Source organism: Saccharopolyspora galaxeae (genome assembly GCF_016526145.1).
Taxonomy (GTDB): Bacteria; Actinomycetota; Actinomycetes; order Mycobacteriales; family Pseudonocardiaceae; genus Saccharopolyspora_C; species Saccharopolyspora_C galaxeae.
The window spans coordinates 100721-115797 of the sequence record NZ_JADDUE010000007.1 but is presented as its reverse complement, the minus strand read 5'-3'; the positions used below and the strand labels follow the sequence as shown (position 1 = coordinate 115797).

15 protein-coding genes are annotated in these 15077 nt (G+C 70.0%); 6 read left to right on the top strand and 9 right to left on the bottom strand.

The genetic code is table 11. The features are described from left to right. Positions 1 to 50: 50 nt before the first annotated feature. A complete protein-coding gene (gene nrdR / locus INP57_RS17200) occupies positions 51 to 539 on the bottom strand; it encodes a transcriptional regulator NrdR (RefSeq protein WP_200071261.1) in 489 nt (162 codons plus the stop codon). A gap of 250 nt (positions 540 to 789) precedes the next feature. After that, entirely contained in the window at positions 790 to 1215 is a 426-nt protein-coding gene (locus INP57_RS17195; protein ID WP_200071260.1) for a LysM peptidoglycan-binding domain-containing protein, read from the bottom strand. A gap of 306 nt (positions 1216 to 1521) precedes the next feature. On the opposite strand from INP57_RS17195, the gene lexA reads away from it, so the two are divergent. After that, entirely contained in the window at positions 1522 to 2217 is a 696-nt protein-coding gene (lexA, locus tag INP57_RS17190; RefSeq protein ID WP_200071506.1) for a transcriptional repressor LexA, read from the top strand. A gap of 111 nt (positions 2218 to 2328) precedes the next feature. On the opposite strand, the gene INP57_RS17185 is transcribed toward lexA, so the two are convergent. The 5 genes from INP57_RS17185 to INP57_RS17165 all read right to left on the bottom strand — a co-directional run bounded on the left by INP57_RS17185 (position 2329) and on the right by INP57_RS17165 (position 7766). Next, entirely contained in the window at positions 2329 to 3363 is a 1035-nt protein-coding gene (locus INP57_RS17185) for an SdiA-regulated/phytase-like domain-containing protein (RefSeq protein ID WP_307850129.1), read from the bottom strand. A gap of 208 nt (positions 3364 to 3571) precedes the next feature. Further along, positions 3572 to 4930 carry a GTPase HflX gene (gene hflX, locus INP57_RS17180; RefSeq protein WP_200071504.1) on the bottom strand — a complete coding sequence of 453 codons (1359 nt, stop codon included), beginning with the start codon at positions 4928 to 4930 and terminating at the stop codon, positions 3572 to 3574. Between the two features lie 255 nt (positions 4931 to 5185). Continuing rightward, a complete protein-coding gene (gene dapF / locus INP57_RS17175; protein WP_200071259.1) occupies positions 5186 to 6055 on the bottom strand; it encodes a diaminopimelate epimerase in 870 nt (289 codons plus the stop codon). A 9-nt stretch (positions 6056 to 6064) separates the two neighbouring features. Further along, complete coding sequence (miaA, locus tag INP57_RS17170) at positions 6065 to 6985, bottom strand: tRNA (adenosine(37)-N6)-dimethylallyltransferase MiaA (RefSeq protein ID WP_307850128.1); 921 nt, start codon at positions 6983 to 6985, stop codon at positions 6065 to 6067. 73 nt (positions 6986 to 7058) lie between these two features. Continuing rightward, positions 7059 to 7766: a class III extradiol ring-cleavage dioxygenase family protein gene (locus INP57_RS17165; RefSeq protein ID WP_200071258.1), complete on the bottom strand. Its 708-nt coding sequence runs from the start codon at positions 7764 to 7766 to the stop codon at positions 7059 to 7061. Positions 7767 to 8050: 284 nt separating this feature from the next. Here INP57_RS17165 and INP57_RS17160 point away from each other — a divergent pair, with 284 nt between their 5' ends. Beyond that, positions 8051 to 9379 (top strand): DUF349 domain-containing protein, encoded by a 1329-nt coding sequence (locus INP57_RS17160; protein WP_200071257.1) that lies wholly within the window; start codon positions 8051 to 8053, stop codon positions 9377 to 9379. Between the two features lie 144 nt (positions 9380 to 9523). Here the strand turns inward: INP57_RS17160 and INP57_RS17155 are convergent, their stop codons facing one another. Both INP57_RS17155 and miaB read right to left on the bottom strand, forming a co-directional pair. Next, positions 9524 to 10057 carry an Rv2732c family membrane protein gene (locus INP57_RS17155; RefSeq protein ID WP_233627752.1) on the bottom strand — a complete coding sequence of 178 codons (534 nt, stop codon included), beginning with the start codon at positions 10055 to 10057 and terminating at the stop codon, positions 9524 to 9526. Beyond that, entirely contained in the window at positions 10054 to 11544 is a 1491-nt protein-coding gene (miaB, locus tag INP57_RS17150; RefSeq protein WP_200071256.1) for a tRNA (N6-isopentenyl adenosine(37)-C2)-methylthiotransferase MiaB, read from the bottom strand. The genes INP57_RS17155 and miaB overlap by 4 nt, the downstream gene beginning before the upstream one ends. A 300-nt stretch (positions 11545 to 11844) precedes the next feature. Here miaB and INP57_RS17145 point away from each other — a divergent pair, with 300 nt between their 5' ends. From INP57_RS17145 to INP57_RS17130, 4 genes are read left to right on the top strand one after another with little or no spacing between them, the layout of a single operon-like run. Then, on the top strand, positions 11845 to 12573 hold the full coding sequence (locus INP57_RS17145) for an amino acid ABC transporter ATP-binding protein (protein ID WP_200071501.1): 729 nt from the start codon (positions 11845 to 11847) through the stop codon (positions 12571 to 12573). 52 nt (positions 12574 to 12625) lie between these two features. Next, positions 12626 to 13522, top strand: coding sequence for a glutamate ABC transporter substrate-binding protein (locus INP57_RS17140; protein ID WP_200071255.1), 897 nt, complete (start codon positions 12626 to 12628; stop codon positions 13520 to 13522). Positions 13523 to 13579: 57 nt separating this feature from the next. Then, positions 13580 to 14230, top strand: coding sequence for an amino acid ABC transporter permease (locus tag INP57_RS17135; protein ID WP_200071254.1), 651 nt, complete (start codon positions 13580 to 13582; stop codon positions 14228 to 14230). Next, positions 14227 to 15075 (top strand): amino acid ABC transporter permease, encoded by an 849-nt coding sequence (locus INP57_RS17130; RefSeq protein WP_200071253.1) that lies wholly within the window; start codon positions 14227 to 14229, stop codon positions 15073 to 15075. The genes INP57_RS17135 and INP57_RS17130 overlap by 4 nt, the downstream gene beginning before the upstream one ends. Positions 15076 to 15077: the final 2 nt, after the last annotated feature.

The window sequence follows — 15077 nt, the reverse complement described above, 5'->3', positions numbered from 1 at the left end:
GCGTCCCACCCGCGTTCGCCGGCCCACGCCGCGCCGATCGCCGCTTCGGTTTAGCCACTGCCGCTCTCCCCCGTTCGCGCCCCGTCCCCACTGCCGCGGGCCGCGCGGAGATCGACGATCTCCTTTTCGAAGTCGGCTACCGAGGAGAAGGCCCGGTAGACGCTGGCGAACCGCAGGTACGCGACCTCGTCCAGTTCGCGCAACGGCCCCAGGATCGCCAACCCCACCTCGTGGCTGGGCAACTCCGACACGCCCCGCGAGCGGACCGCGTCCTCGACCCGATGGGCGAGCTGCTGCAGCGCGTCCTCCTGCACCGGCCGCCCTTGGCAGGCGCGCAACACCCCCCGGACGACCTTTTCGCGGCTGAACGGCTCGGTAACCCCAGAGCGCTTGACCACCGACAGCACTAGTTCTTCCACTGTCGTGAACCGGCGACCGCAACCGGAGCAAGAGCGCCTGCGCCGGATCGCCTGCCCTTCCTCCACCTCGCGCGAGTCGATCACCCGGGAGTCATCGCCCCGGCAGAATGGGCACCGCATCGGACTCACCCCCTTTCGGCCGTCATCAGCCACACCTCCGCAGCAACCGGCGCACTCACCGTGCGTGGGAACCAGAGTACTCCTCGAGCACAAGCTGTGGAGTAACTACACCGGCGTAACTACTAGATGTTGTGGCGAACTCTAATCGGCCGCACATCGGGAAGCAAACCGACCCGCCCCGGTGCTCCCCGGACGAGTGATACCGGACGGAGCAGCGCGCGCGAACAGCAGGTGACCGCCCCGCGAAGATTCAGCCGCGCCGGACGGGCACGATCAAACTCCGCCCGGTCGCAGGCTCAGCAGCGTCGAGATGGTTCAGCTCGACGATGCGGCGGATCACCGCACCCTGATCGCTGTCCGGCGCGAAGCGAGCAGCCAGTCCGGGCAGCGTGTCGCCGCTGCCGACGGAGACCAGTTCAGTAGCATTCGGCACCGGCTCCGCCGGTTCGGCCGCGAGCAGGCCGAACGCTAAGACCACCGCGAAGGCGCAGAGACCGACGCCGGCGAGCCAGGCGGACTCGACCAACGCGTGGCGCCACCGGAACACCGCGCCCACCGGCTCCGCGGCGATCGATTCCGCCGGCACCGGCGGGTCGGCGGCCTCCTGCGCAGGCGTTCGCAACACCGCACCACCGGACGTCCGCGGCCGCGCCGCCGGACCGAGCACCGTCACCATGAGCACCTCCTGCACCGGGACCGCCCGCGGCCCACAACGGCAGATCGCAATCAAGATCGAATGGTTGTTCGATCGAACCTCCGTGCGATTGTGTACCAGCAGTGCTCGACAGCGCCAGACCTGGGGCGAAATTAACTCGAACAGGTGTTTGATCTTCCCTGCTGCCCGGTCTACTGTGGAAATCGGAGTCACGAGCAGTCCCGTTCACGAGGGCAGGAGGCAGTGGTGGTCAGCAACACGACCGAATCGATCGGCGACCGCGACGAGGTGCGCGACGGCAACGGGCAGGGCGGCGCAGGCGGAGTGGTGACCGAACTCCACGGACGCGGCGAACCGGCCGAGACCGTCCAGGAACAGCCCGCCGTTCCCGAGCAACCCGGCACAGCGGAGCTGAGCGATCGACAGCTCAAGGTGCTCGAAGCGATCCGCGAATGGATGCGCGAGCACGGCTACCCACCGAGCGTGCGCGAGATCGGCGACGCCGTCGGCCTGACGTCGACCTCGTCGGTCGCTTACCAGCTGCGCGTGCTGGAGCGGAAGGGCTACCTGCGCCGCGACCCGCACCGGCCGCGCACGGTGGGCGTGCTCGTCGCCGATTCCGAGCAGGGCGATCTCGCCGGGCAGCCGAAACCCGCGTACGTCCCGGTGGTGGGCCGGATCGCAGCGGGCGGGCCGATCCTGGCCGAGGAGTCGGTGGAGGACGTCTTCCCGCTGCCGAAGGAGATCGTCGGCGAAGGAGCGTTGTTCCTGCTGCAGGTCGTCGGCGACTCCATGGTCGACCTGGCCATAACCGACGGGGACTGGGTAGCGGTCCGGCAGCAGCCGGACGCGGACAACGGTGACGTCGTCGCGGCGATGATCGAAGGCGAGGCGACGGTGAAGACCTTCAAGCGCACCGACGAGCACGTCTGGTTGATGCCGCACAACGAGGCTTACCAGCCCATCCTGGGTGACGACGCGACGGTGTTGGGGAAGGTGGTCGCCGTGCTGCGCCGACTCTGAGAACCGCTTGCGGGCTTGATCCGTGCATCGGCACCGCATGAACCGTGCGCGGCGGGCACGTCCGTTCTCGGTGTGCGGCGGTAGCAACCCGGTCTTGGAAACAGCGGCGATTCATCGGCGGCGAAGCCGGCTCAGGAAGAACAGCAAAAGCGCCGCCAGGCCGAGGGCCACGACCACAGCAGGTGCTATCGGGACTCCGCTGTTCTTCTCGGGCCCGCTCGGCTCTTCCGATGCAGTGGTTCCACCGTTCTCGGAGTCGGTTCCGCCGGCGTCGGGACGCCCCGGCGAGGGCGCGGGCTCGGGGCGCAGCAACGCTGCCGCACCGGACAACGCCCGCACAGGTTGCTGACCTTCGGATGCCGACAGCAATGTGCCATCCGGTTCCCAGGCGATGGCTTCACCCTGCACCTCGTTCGGCAGCGGAATACGGATCGGTGGCCGCCGCAAAGCCGCAACCACGTCGCCGTCCGGGGCCTCGAACAAGTACGCCTCGGTGTAGGTCCGCAACGCGACCATCGTGCCGTCCGGGCTGACCGAACCACCGGTCACCAATCTGGTGCCGACTCCCGCTATCGGGCCGCCGGGTGTGTCGGTGGTGGGCAGCGTGACGGTGCCGACGGGCGCCCATGGAACGGTTTTCCCCTCTTGCAGGGGAGCGGCAGGGCGGTAGATCTGCGCCATGCCGAGCGGCTCTTTGGTAACTACATAGGGAATTCCGGACTTGTCCAGCAGCAGCGCCTCGGCGTCGTGCGGTCCGTCGGGATAGGAGAGCCGGTAGAGCGCCGAGTTGCCGTTCCCCGTCAGCACGTGCAGCGCGACCGTTTCGCGGCGGCGTTGGTTGTCGCCGGTATCTGCGAGCCAGACCGCACCGCCCGGAGCGAGCGCCAAGTCCTCGACGTCGTACGGGTCGGTGGCGGACGTCCACACGTCCCGCACGGAGCAATCGGCGGGGTTGAGCACCGGCACGCGCAGCGAACTGCCGCTGTCGGCGACCGCGTACCAGCTGCGCCCGTCCGAAGCCAGGCCGGAGAGTTCGGCCAGGCCGGGATCGGTGATCCGGCAACGCTCAGCCTGCGAAGACGACTGCGCGTGGTGCTGCGACGCATCGGCGGCAGCGGGCGGCACGGCCAGCATCGCCCCTACCACCAGCGCCGGGTATAGCGGACAGAAGCGGGGCCACCGCAGGAAGAATCCCAGCAGCGACGTTCCGGGGCGCGAATCGCCGGGCGGCCTCCCTGACGTTTCTCCAGCCCTGTGAGGGCCGATCATCGGCCGGTTCGCGATTCGCGGCCCGCACGACGGCTTCGTGGTCACCGTCAGCGGGCCGCCCTACCCGGAACACCGGTCCGGCGGCTCATCCCGCGCCTGCGAAAGGTTGCAGCGCACCGGCGAGGTCGGAACGGACCTTGGCCCGCACCCTGGTGCCTTCGGCGGTGTGCTCCTCGTCGACGAGCTCCCCTTCGGCGTGCACCCGGGAAACGAGCTCGCCCCGGGTGTAGGGCACCAAGGCGTCGACGAACACGCCGGGGCGCGGCAGCCGGTCCGCGATGAGCTCGCGCAGCGCGGCGGTTCCCGCACCGGTGTGCGCGGAGACGAACATCGCGCCGGGCAGCAGCCTGCGCAGCTCGGCGATCCGGGTGGCGTCGACCTGGTCGGTCTTGTTCACCACCAGGAGTTCCTCCGGAACCGGCGCGCCGTGCTCCGCGGCGATGTCGGAGACCACCTGGCGCACCGCGGCGACCTGGTCGTGCGGTTCGGGCTCCGAACCGTCCACCACGTGCACCAGCAGGTCAGCGCCGGTGACCTCCTCCAGCGTGGAGCGGAACGCCTCCACGAGCTGGTGCGGCAGGTGCCGGACGAAGCCGACGGTGTCGGTGAGCGTGTAAGCCCGTCCGTCCGGGGTCTCCGCGCGGCGGGTGGTCGGGTCCAAGGTGGCGAACAACGCGTCCTCCACCAGCACGCCTGCGTCGGTGAGCGCATTGAGCAGGCTGGACTTGCCCGCGTTGGTGTAGCCGGCGATGGCCACTCCGGCGACCTGCCTGGCCTCGCGCCTGCCGCGCTTGGTGTTGCGGACGGTGCGCATCGCGGCCAGTTCCTTGCGGAGCTTGCTGATCCGCTTGTGGATCCGCCTGCGGTCGGTCTCCAGCTTGGTCTCACCGGGACCGCGGGTGCCGACGCCGCCGGTGGCGCCACCGGCCTGCCGGGACATCTTCTCGCCCCAGCCGCGCAGGCGGGTGATGTAGTACTGCAGCTGGGCAAGCTCGATCTGCGCCTTGCCCTCCTTGGAGCTGGCGTGCTGGGCGAAGATGTCCAGGATCAACGCGGTCCGGTCGATGACCTTGACCTTGAGCTTGTCCTCGAGCTGCCGGAGTTGGCCGGGCGCCAGCTCGCCGTCGCAGACGACGGTGTCCGCGCCGGTAGCGACCACGACGTCGCGCAGTTCCTTGACCTTGCCCGCACCGACATAGGTCGCCGGGTCGGGCCGCTGCCTGCGCTGCACGAGTCCCTCGAGCACCTCGGAACCGGCTGTTTCGGCGAGCCGGGCCAGCTCGGCCAGCGAGGCTTCGGCGTGCACCGCGTCACCCTCGGTCCAGACCCCGACGAGCACGACGCGCTCCAGCCGCAACTGCCGGTACTCGACTTCGGTGATGTCGGAGAGCTCGGTGGACAGCCCCGCCACGCGGCGCAGCGAGGCGCGTTCGTCCCGCTGCATCTCACCGCTTGAAGGGGCGGTGTCCGCGGCTCTGGAGGCGGCGAAGTCAAGGGCCGGATCATGAACGGAAAACTCGTCGGCGTCGAGCGGCTGACCGCCGGGCTCGTCCGTGCCGGCTGCTGCGCGGGCGACCTCCGGGTCGAGGCTCGCCTCGGATGACCACAGTGCGGATTTCTTCATATCGGTTCCATTGTCCCACGCTTCGCGACCGGTTTTCACCCTCGAAAATCGGCCCGGGCCGGGCACTCCGCGCGGTCAGCCGATCTCGGCTTGACGCCACCACTCCACGCCGAGCCTGCCCCCGCCGACGAGAACCGCCGGGCCGGTGAGCAGCGTGGTCCGCTCCGTGACCTCGACCTGAACGCTGCCGCCCAGGACCTCGACGAGGCGTTGCCCGGTTCGTGCGCCGTCGGCGTGCAACGCGGCGACCGCGGCCGCGACCGTGCCCGTTCCGCACGAGCGGGTTTCGCCGACGCCGCGCTCGTGCACCCGCATCCGGATGCGATCGGCCCCGCCCACCGCGTCCGGGCCGAGGCGGCGGACGAACTCGACGTTCACGCCGGCCGGGAAGAGTTCGGGGTCGTGCGGCGGGACCTCGGTCAGGTCCAGCCCGGCTATGTCCTGGTCGGTGACGCAGGCGAGATGCGGGTTGCCCAGGTCCACCGCGAGTCCCCGGAATCGCTGCTGCCCGACGGTGGTCCCGGATTCGCCGAAGATGCGTGCCGGTCCCATTTCCACCGTGCTGCTGCCGTCCGGGTGCGTCACGACGGGTTTGGTGCCGCCCCGGGTTCCGACGTCGAAGGCGCCTTCGGCGGCCAGACCGGCCTCGACGAGGTAACGGGCGAAAACGCGGACGCCGTTGCCGCACATCTCCGCGAGGGAGCCGTCGGCATTGCGGTAATCCATGAACCAGACGTCCGGAGAAACCGACGCCGGCGCATCGGGCACCGCGGCGGCGGGCACGACGCGGAGAACACCGTCCGCGCCGAGTCCGCGCTGCCGGTCGCAAAGCGCGCGCACGTGGGCCTCGGTCAGCTTCAGCTCGCCTTCCGGGTCGGGCAGCACGACGAAATCGTTCTGCGTGCCGTGGCCTTTGACGAACTCTGGTCCTTCGGAAAACCGCACCCGGCAAGTCTACGTGCGCAGCAGCGCCCGGAGGCGGTCCGGCGTCGCCTGCTCAGCTGTTGCGTCGAGCCAGTTGACGCGCTTGTCGCGGCGGAACCACGAACGCTGTTTGCGCACGAACCGGCGAGTGAACCGGGCGGTCTCGGCGGCCGCGGCGGCCATGTCGCCCGAACCGTCGAGTTCGTCGAGGACCTGCTGGTAGCCCAGTGCGCGCGAGGCGGTGCGGCCGTGCCGCAGACCGTGGTGCACCAGCTCACGCACCTCGGCGACCAAGCCCGCGTCGAACATGCTGGTGACACGCAGGTCCACCCGGTCGTCGAGTTCCGCGACCGGCCGGTCCAGGCCGAACAGCACCGCGTCGTAACGCGGCGGGCCCGGCTTGGGCAGGTTCGCGGAGAACGGGGCCCCGGTGATCTCGACGACCTCGAGAGCGCGCACGAGCCTGCGACCATTGCTGGGCAGAATCGACTCCGCGGCGGTCGGGTCCACCTCCGAGAGCTGCCGGTGCAGATCGGCGGCGCCGCGCTGCCGGAGCTGCTCGTCCCAGCGGGCGCGCACTTGCGGATCGGTTCCCGGGAACCGCAGATCGTCGAGCACCGCTTGCACGTAGAGCCCGGAGCCGCCGACCAGCAGCGGCGTCCGGCCACGCGCCAGGACATCTTCGACGGCGGCGCGCGCGTCGCGCTGGTAGGCCGCCACCGACGCCGTCTCGGTCACATCCAGCACGTCGAGCAGGTGGTGCGGGACGCCGCGGCGCTGCTCGGTGGTGAGCTTGGCGGTGCCTACGTCCATCCCCCGGTAGAGCTGCATGGCGTCGGCGTTGATCACTTCTCCGCCGAGTTCGTCGGCGAGCTCGACTGCGAGGTCGGACTTGCCGGTCGCGGTCGGGCCGACGATCGCCACGAGTCGTTGCGCAGGTGCAGCGGACACCCGGCCACCCTAAATCCCGCGAACAACCGCACGAGCGTGCGGATCCCCGCAGTGCGGGCACTGAAAGGGCAGGTCAAGCGGCGCGCGACCAGGTTCCGACGTGGTAGGTCACGCCGTGCGGGGTGTCCGAGTACACCAGCCGCCCGGCCCAGTTCCCGGTGCCTGCCGCACCCGCCGCGCACTGCCAGGCGGCACGAGAGGCAACACCGAGTTCGGCGCAGAGCTGCGGATCGAGGTCGAGCAGCTCCCGCCGGTCGACATCACGCACGGCCGACCGCAGTCGCTCGTCCAGCCGGCGCGCCCGGGGGTCCGGCGGGTGCGGCGAGCGCTCGTCTTGCCGGTTGGTGCCCTCGGCGAGCACCAGCAGGCCGAACTCCGCCGCAGCGGACCCGAGCTGCCGGCCCAGCTCGGCCGCCTGCTCGGTCGGAGTGTCGGCGGCCAGCAATCGCACGGTCACGCGCTCGGCTCCCGCCTGCTGCCGCAACCAACCCGCGACCAGGGCGGGCAACGGCAGCTCCGGGTCCCACGCCGGCCGATCGCCGCCCAGGCTCACCGGCACATCAACTCCGTACCCTGCGAAAGTCCCGGCGGTGTCCGGTTCCAGCACGGTCGGCCCGCGACGATCTACGCCGACGGCGACCCATTCGGCGGCCGAGTCCGTCAAACTGGTGGTGGCGCGCAGGCACGCGCCCCGCACCGGCTCGGTCCGCGGACCGGTCCGCACGGTCAGTTCGGGGACGAGCAGCGGCGGGTACGGCACCACAGCGATGCGGATGAGCACACCCGTGCACGGTAGAGGTCACGGTCGGCGGTGAACGGAGCAGGGACCCGATCGCCGCGCGCGGCGGCACCCGCCCGCGCGGCCCGTTCGCATGACCCGCACCGGACCGCCGACGCCTCCGGAGGGCGCGCCGGAATACCGGGGCCGGGGCGGACCTGTTTGAATGCGCCAGCGGAGATCGGACTCGACCTGCGGGTCCGGATCGCCGCGCACCGGCTCCGCCACGGCGGGGCGCCCGTGCCCGGCACGGGCATCGAAGCGGGTACGCGAGGAGGATTCCGGTCATGACGCACCAGGACACGACCCCCGAAACCGCCGCGAGAACAGCACCGGGCACGACTGCGGCGAACGCTGCAACCGGGGCTCACCTTTCCGCGCCCGCGGTGCCTGCCGCCTCCACCGACCCGGATCGCTGGGGCCGGGTGGCCGACGACGGCACGGTTTACGTGCGCACCTCCGGCGGCGAGCGGGCGGTCGGATCGTGGCAGGCGGGCGCCGCGGCCGAGGGGCTGGCGCACTACGCGCGGAAGTTCGACGACGTGCGCACCGAGGTCGAGCTGCTGGAGACCCGGATCAGCGGGCACTCCGGCGATCCGAAGCAAGCGCTGACCAGCGCACGCCATCTGCGCGACGGGCTGGCCGAGGCGGCCGTCGTGGGCGACCTGGATTCGCTGCGCGCTCGTGTCGAGCACCTCGTGGCACGCGCCGAACAGGCCGTGCAGGACGCGAAGGCGCACAAGGACCAGGTCCGGGCGGACGCGGTGGCGCGCAAGGAAGCGCTGGCAGCCGAGGCGGAGCAGATCGCCGCGGAGGCCACGCATTGGAAGTCGGCGGGCGACCGGCTCCGGGCGATCCTGGACGAGTGGAAGACCGTCCGGGGCGTGGACCGCAAGACCGATGAGCAGCTCTGGCGCCGGTTCTCCAAGGCCCGGGACGCGTTCAACCGCAGGCGCGGCTCGCACTTCGCCGAACTGGACCGCCAGCGCGCGACGTCCAAGGCGCACAAGCAGGAGCTGGTGGAGGAGGCCGAGTCGCTGACCGAGTCCACCGACTGGGGCGCCACCGCCACCCGCTACAAGCAGTTGATGGCGGATTGGAAGGCGACCGGGCGCGCCCCGAAGGACAGCGATGAGGCGCTGTGGCGGCGGTTCCGGGCCGCGCAGGACACGTTCTTCGCACGGCGCTCCGCGGCGTTCTCGGAGCGCGACGCGGAATTCGCGCAGAACGCGACGGCGAAGGAGGAGCTGCTGGCCGAGGCCGAGACGATCGACCCGAAGGCGGACCTGCAAGCCGCGCAGCAGCACCTGCACCGCATCCAGCAACGCTGGGACGAGATCGGCAAGGTGCCGCGCGAGCGGATGCGGGAGCTGGAGGGCAGGCTGCGGACGGTTGCCGACCGGGTACGCACGGCTTCGGAGACGCAGTGGCGGCGCACCGACCCGGAGGCGCAGGCGCGCGTCGAGCAGTTCCGGGAGCGCGTCGAGCAGTTCGAGGCGCAGGCGGAGAAGGCGCGGGCCGCCGGGGACGCGAAGCGGGCCAAACAGGCCGATGAGCAGGCCGAGCAGTGGCGGGTCTGGCTGTCGGCGGCGGAGCAGGCACTCGAAGACCGCTGAGCGGGCATCCCAGGCCGCCGCGTTGACGACCGCTTGAGGCGACGCCTCGCCGAGTTCCACGGGGTTTGCGCCTCGATGCGTGCCGCAGTCCGCGACTGCTGTTCAACCAGCCTCAACAGGCTTCGCTGGGCGCTCAGCACCACGTCAGGGCCGCCTGAGCACCACCCGAAGCCACTGCACGGCCAGCACCACGATGCACACCACGGCCAGCACCAGTCCCAGCGACGGCCCGCCTTCGGGCACCGTCTGCCGGGACCAGATCGCGGTGACCCCCTCGAACGACACGATGATGCAGGCCATTCCGGCGACCCACGCCAGCGCCCAGCGCCGGGTGGCCAGCGCGAGCGCGCTGAGCAGGACCCCCGCGATGGTGGAGTTGATCGCGAACAGCCGCGGCAGCAGCGTGATCTTCAGCGCGGGATCGGCCTGGCCGAACAGCACCTGCCACCCGGTGGCGTCGCCGATCCACGGCAGGATCGAGCACAACACCAGCACGAGCATCACCCCGGCGATGGTCAGCGCCGTGGTGCCGGGATCGATGCGGCGCAGCAGGTCGCGCTCGGCCTTGGAGAGTTCTTTGCGACCCTGCTCGTCCGCGGCTGCGGCCGGATTCGCACCTGCCACCGGCTCGTCCCGCTGCCCGCCGTCGTGCTTCGGTTCCTTGGCATCGTCGCTCAACACGCACATCCCTGTTCGGCGGCCGGCTGCGGTTGTGGTGCGCCGAAGGACGGGAGTCCGAGGCTGACCCCGGAGGTCTTGGGCCGTTCGCCCACCTCCCAGTGGTCCCCGGCGCGGGTTCGGCGGTGCGCGGTGATCTCCCCGTCGGCGACCAGGTGGTGCGGCGCGGCGCGGGTGACCGCGGTGTGCACGACGTCGCCGGGGCGGATCTCCCGGTCGATGGCTCCGTCCGGGGCGAAGTGCACCAGCCGTCCGTCGCGGGCGCGGCCGGACAGCCTGCGGGTCTCGCTGTCCTTGCGGCCTTCGCCTTCGGCGACGAGCAGTTCGACCTCCGTGCCGACGAGTTCCTTGTTCAGTTCCCAGGACATCTCGTTCTGCAGCGCGACCAGCCGTTCGTAGCGCTGCTGCACGACCTCCTTCGGCAGCTGGCCCGGCAGGTCGGCGGCGGGCGTGCCGGGCCGCTTGGAGTACTGGAAGGTGAACGCGCTGCTGAACCGGGCTTCGCGCACGACTTCCAGGGTCTGCTCGAAGTCCTCTTCGGTCTCACCGGGGAAACCGACGATGATGTCGGTGGTGATCGCCGCGTCCGGCATCGCTTCCCGGACCTTGCGCAGAATGTTCAGGTACCGCTCGGAGCGGTAGGAGCGGCGCATCGCCTTGAGCACCCGGTCGGAGCCGGATTGCAGCGGCATGTGCAGCTGGTGGCAGACGTTGGGGGTCTCGGCCATCGCCTCGATCACGTCGTCGGTGAAGTCCCTCGGGTGCGGCGAGGTGAACCGCACCCGCTCCAGCCCGTCGATCTCCCCGCAGGAGCGCAGCAACTTGCCGAACGCGAGCCGGTCGCCGAATTCGACGCCGTAGGCGTTGACGTTCTGCCCGAGCAACGTCACTTCGAGCACGCCCTCGTCGACCAGGGCCTGGACTTCGGCCAGCACGTCGCCGGGGCGGCGGTCCTTCTCCTTGCCGCGCAGCGCGGGCACGATGCAGAAGGTGCAGGTGTTGTTGCAGCCCACCGAGACGGACACCCAGCCGGAATAGGCGGATTCGCGGCGCGCGGGCAGCGTGGAGGGGAACACGTCGAGGGATTCGAGGATCTCGACCTCGGCCTCCTCGTTGTGCCGGGCGCGCTCCAGCAGCGTCGGCAGCGAACCGAGGTTGTGCGTGCCGAACACGACGTCCACCCAGGGCGCGCGGCGCACGATCTCGCTGCGGTCCTTCTGCGCCAGGCAGCCGCCGACGGCGATCTGCATACCGGGGTGGTTCTGCTTCACCGGACGCAGGTGGCCGAGGTTGCCGTAGAGCCGGTTGTCGGCGTTCTCGCGGACCGCGCAGGTGTTGAACACGACCACGTCCGCCTCGGTGTCCTTGGGCGCGCGCACGTACCCGGCTTCTTCCAGCATCCCGGAGAGCCGTTCGGAGTCGTGCACGTTCATCTGACATCCGTACGTGCGCACCTCGAAGGATCGCGCGGCGTCCCGCTCAGCCATGCCTCAACGGTATCTCCTGGTCAGAGGCCGAATGGAAGCACCCTGCCCAGCATCGCGGGCAGCGGCCCACAACGATTCGACGAGTTCGGTTCGTGCACGCATGGAATGCGATCCCGGTGGATGCGCGGGAACCGCCGCACCGGAGCCATTCCGTTCGTTTCGCCTTTCGGGCACGAAGCGAGCAGAATTGCTCCATCCGGAGCATCCGCACCATATGGACTAACCGGCCTGGTCGGCCTAGGTTTTCGCCAGCAGAACCGGATTCTTCGGCAAGGAGCGCGCATGACCCCGGAATCGCCGATGATCCGCATGTCCGCGGTCGACAAGCACTTCGGACCGGTGCACGTGCTGCGGGACATCGAGCTGACCGTGCCCCGCGGTCAGGTCGTGGTCGTGCTCGGCCCGTCCGGTTCCGGCAAGTCCACGCTGTGCCGCGCGATCAACCGCCTGGAACCCGTCGACTCCGGGACGATCGAGATCGACGGCACGCCGCTGCCCGCGGAGGGCCGCGCGCTGGCCGGGGTGCGCGCCGACGTCGGCATGGTCTTCCAGCAGTTCAACCTGTTCGCGCACAAGACGATCCTGGACAACGTCACCCTCGGGCCGATCAAGGTGCGGCGCTCGGACAAGGCCACCGCCGAGCAGGAGGCGACCGCGCTGCTGGACCGGGTCGGGATCGCGGATCAGGCGGCCAAGCATCCCGCGCAGCTGTCCGGCGGGCAGCAGCAGCGCGCCGCGATCGCCCGCGCGCTGGCGATGAAGCCGAAAGTGATGATGTTCGACGAGCCGACCTCCGCGCTGGACCCGGAAATGGTCAACGAGGTGCTCGACGTCATGGCGGGGCTGGCCGCCGAGGGCATGACGATGCTGGTGGTCACGCACGAGATGGGTTTCGCGCGCCGCGCCGCGCACCGCGTGTTGTTCATGGACGACGGGCGGATCGTCGAGGATTCCACTCCGGACCGCTTCTTCCAGGGCGCCGAGAGTCCGCGGGCGCAGGACTTCCTGAGCAAGATCCTCACCCACTGACGGCGGCTCCGGCCGCGAAAATCCGGTTCACCGCAGAGAGGGGATTGCCGAGATGAAAGCGCGGAACGTGCGCTGGGGCGTGCTGGTGGCGTCGCTGGCGCTGGCCCTGACCGCCTGTGGCGGCGGAGGGGGCAATCAACTCGCCGGGGGTGGCAACGAGGTCGCCGTGGACCGCGGCGCCAAGTTCGAGCCGGGCAGCACGATGGCGAACCTGCAGCAGGCGGGCAAGATCCGCATCGGCGCCAAGTTCGACCAGCCGCTGTTCGGCCTGCAGGGACTCGACGGCAAACCGCAGGGTTTCGACGTGCAGATCGCCAAGATCGTCGCGGCGAAGATGGGCCTGTCGCCGGAGCAGATCGAGTGGGTGGAGACCCCGAGCAAGACCCGCGAAGAGGTCATCGAGCAGCAGAAGGTCGACATGGTCGTGGCGACCTACACGATCAACGACAACCGCAAGGAGCGGATCAGTTTCGCCGGCCCGTACTACCAGGCCGGTCAGGACCTGATGGTGGCCCGCGACAACACCGGCATCACCGGCCCGGAGTCGCTGCGCCCGACCGGGGCGAAGGTCTGCTCGGTCACCGGTTCCACCCCGGCCGAGGAGATCAAGAAGTACGTCGATCCGCAGAACCTGGTGCTCTTCGACGTCTACTCGAAGTGCTCCGACGCGCTGCGCACCGGGCAGGTGCAGGCGGTGACCACGGACAACGTGATCCTGATGGGCCTGGTGGAGAACGGCGGCGGCCGGTTCAAGCTGGTCGGCAAGCCGTTCACCGCGGAGCCCTACGGCATCGGGATCAAGAAGGGCGACGTGGCGTTCTGCCGGTTCATCGACGACGCGCTGACCGAGGCTCAGGCCGATGGCAGCTACCAGAAGGCGTGGCAGACCACCGCGGGCAAGGTCTCACCGCAGGTGCCGCCGCTTCCGCAGTTCGACGCCTGCGGCTGATCGGAATCCGGGAGGGGCGTGCGTCCCTCCGCCACGCACTCTGCGCCGGAGGGCCTCGTGCACGTCCTCATCGACAACCTGCCCCTCTACCTCAGCGGCCTGCTGCGCACCCTGCAGATCTGCGCGTACGCGGGCGTGCTGGCGCTCGTGCTGGGCACCGTGATCGCCGGTTTCCGGGTCGCACCGCTGCCGCCGCTGCGCGCCGCCGGGACCTCGTGGGTCAACGTGTTCCGCAACTGCCCGCTGACCGTGGTGCTGTTTTTCATGGCGTTCGGGCTGCCCGAGCTGGGGTTGAACGGCTCGTACTTCTGGTTCGGCACCGCCGGGCTGGCGCTGTACACCTCGGCGTTCGTGTGCGAGGCGATCCGCAGCGGCATCAACGCGGTGCCGCCGGGGCAGGCGGAAGCCGCGCGAGCGGTCGGGCTCGGGTTCGGACAGGTGCTGCAGCTGGTGGTGCTGCCGCAGGCGGTGCGCACCGTGGTGCCGCCGCTGGGCAACGTGCTCATCGCGATGATCAAGAACTCGGCGATCGTGGGTGCTTTCGGCGTCGGCGGCGACCTGTTCGCGGTCGGCGACACCCTGACCTCCGCGCGGGGTGAGGCGGCGCTGCCGGTGCTGACCGGTGTCGTCATCGGCTACCTGGTGATCACGATCCCGGCCGGGCTGCTGCTGGGTGCCCTGGAGCGGAAGGTGGCGATCGCGCGATGACGAACTCCGTGCTCTACGAGGCACCGGGCCCGGTGGCGCGGCGGCGGAGCATGCTGGCCAGCGCAGGAGTCGGCGTGCTGCTGCTGGCGGTGCTGGTCTGGGTGCTGGTGGCGCTGGGCACGCGCGGGCAGTTGACCGTGCAGAAGTGGGGTCCGCTGATCGACCCCACGAACGACACGTTCGCGCCGTTGTGGAGCCTGCTCGGCGCGGGACTGGCCAACACCTTGCTGGCCGCGGTGCTGGCCATGCTGTTCGCACTGATCATCGGGACGCTGCTGGCCGTGACGCGGTTGACCGCGGCGGCTTGGTACCGGTGGGCCGTGGTCGGCGTGGTGGAACTGCTGCGCGGCGTTCCGGTGGTCATCGCGATCTACTACGCCAGCCGCGTGCTGCCTTCGCTCGGCGTGGACCTGCCGCTGCTGTGGTACCTGGTGATCGGGTTGACCGCGTACAACTCGGTGATCATCGCCGAGATCGTGCGGGCCGGGATCCTCGCGCTGCCGCGCGGGCAGAGCGAAGCCGCTTATGCGATCGGACTGCGGAGATCGCAGGTGCTCACCACGGTGCTGCTGCCGCAAGCTTTCCGGGCGATGCTTCCGGCGCTGATCAGCCAGCTGGTGGTGATCCTGAAGGACACCTCGCTGGGCTTCATCATCTCCTACGTCGATCTGGTGCGGCAGGGCCAGATCGTGATCCAGAACCTGAACAATCCGATCCAGACCTACTTCGTGATCGGAGTGGTGTTCGTGCTGATCAACTACGCGCTGAGCCGAGTCGCGGTGGCCACCGAGCGACGCGTCGGCCGCGGCCGCAAGGGCGCCCCGGTGGTCGAAGGCGTCGAGTGAGC

Coding starts and splice junctions, on each gene's coding strand:
- INP57_RS17160 (WP_200071257.1), top strand. CDS start 8,051: ATGACGCACCAGGACACGACCCCCGAAACCGCCGCGAGAACAGCACCG.
- hflX (WP_200071504.1), bottom strand. CDS start 4,930: ATGCAGCGGGACGAACGCGCCTCGCTGCGCCGCGTGGCGGGGCTGTCC.
- nrdR (WP_200071261.1), bottom strand. CDS start 539: ATGCGGTGCCCATTCTGCCGGGGCGATGACTCCCGGGTGATCGACTCG.
- INP57_RS17195 (WP_200071260.1), bottom strand. CDS start 1,215: ATGGTGACGGTGCTCGGTCCGGCGGCGCGGCCGCGGACGTCCGGTGGT.
- INP57_RS17130 (WP_200071253.1), top strand. CDS start 14,227: ATGACGAACTCCGTGCTCTACGAGGCACCGGGCCCGGTGGCGCGGCGG.
- INP57_RS17145 (WP_200071501.1), top strand. CDS start 11,845: ATGATCCGCATGTCCGCGGTCGACAAGCACTTCGGACCGGTGCACGTG.
- INP57_RS17140 (WP_200071255.1), top strand. CDS start 12,626: ATGAAAGCGCGGAACGTGCGCTGGGGCGTGCTGGTGGCGTCGCTGGCG.
- miaB (WP_200071256.1), bottom strand. CDS start 11,544: ATGGCTGAGCGGGACGCCGCGCGATCCTTCGAGGTGCGCACGTACGGA.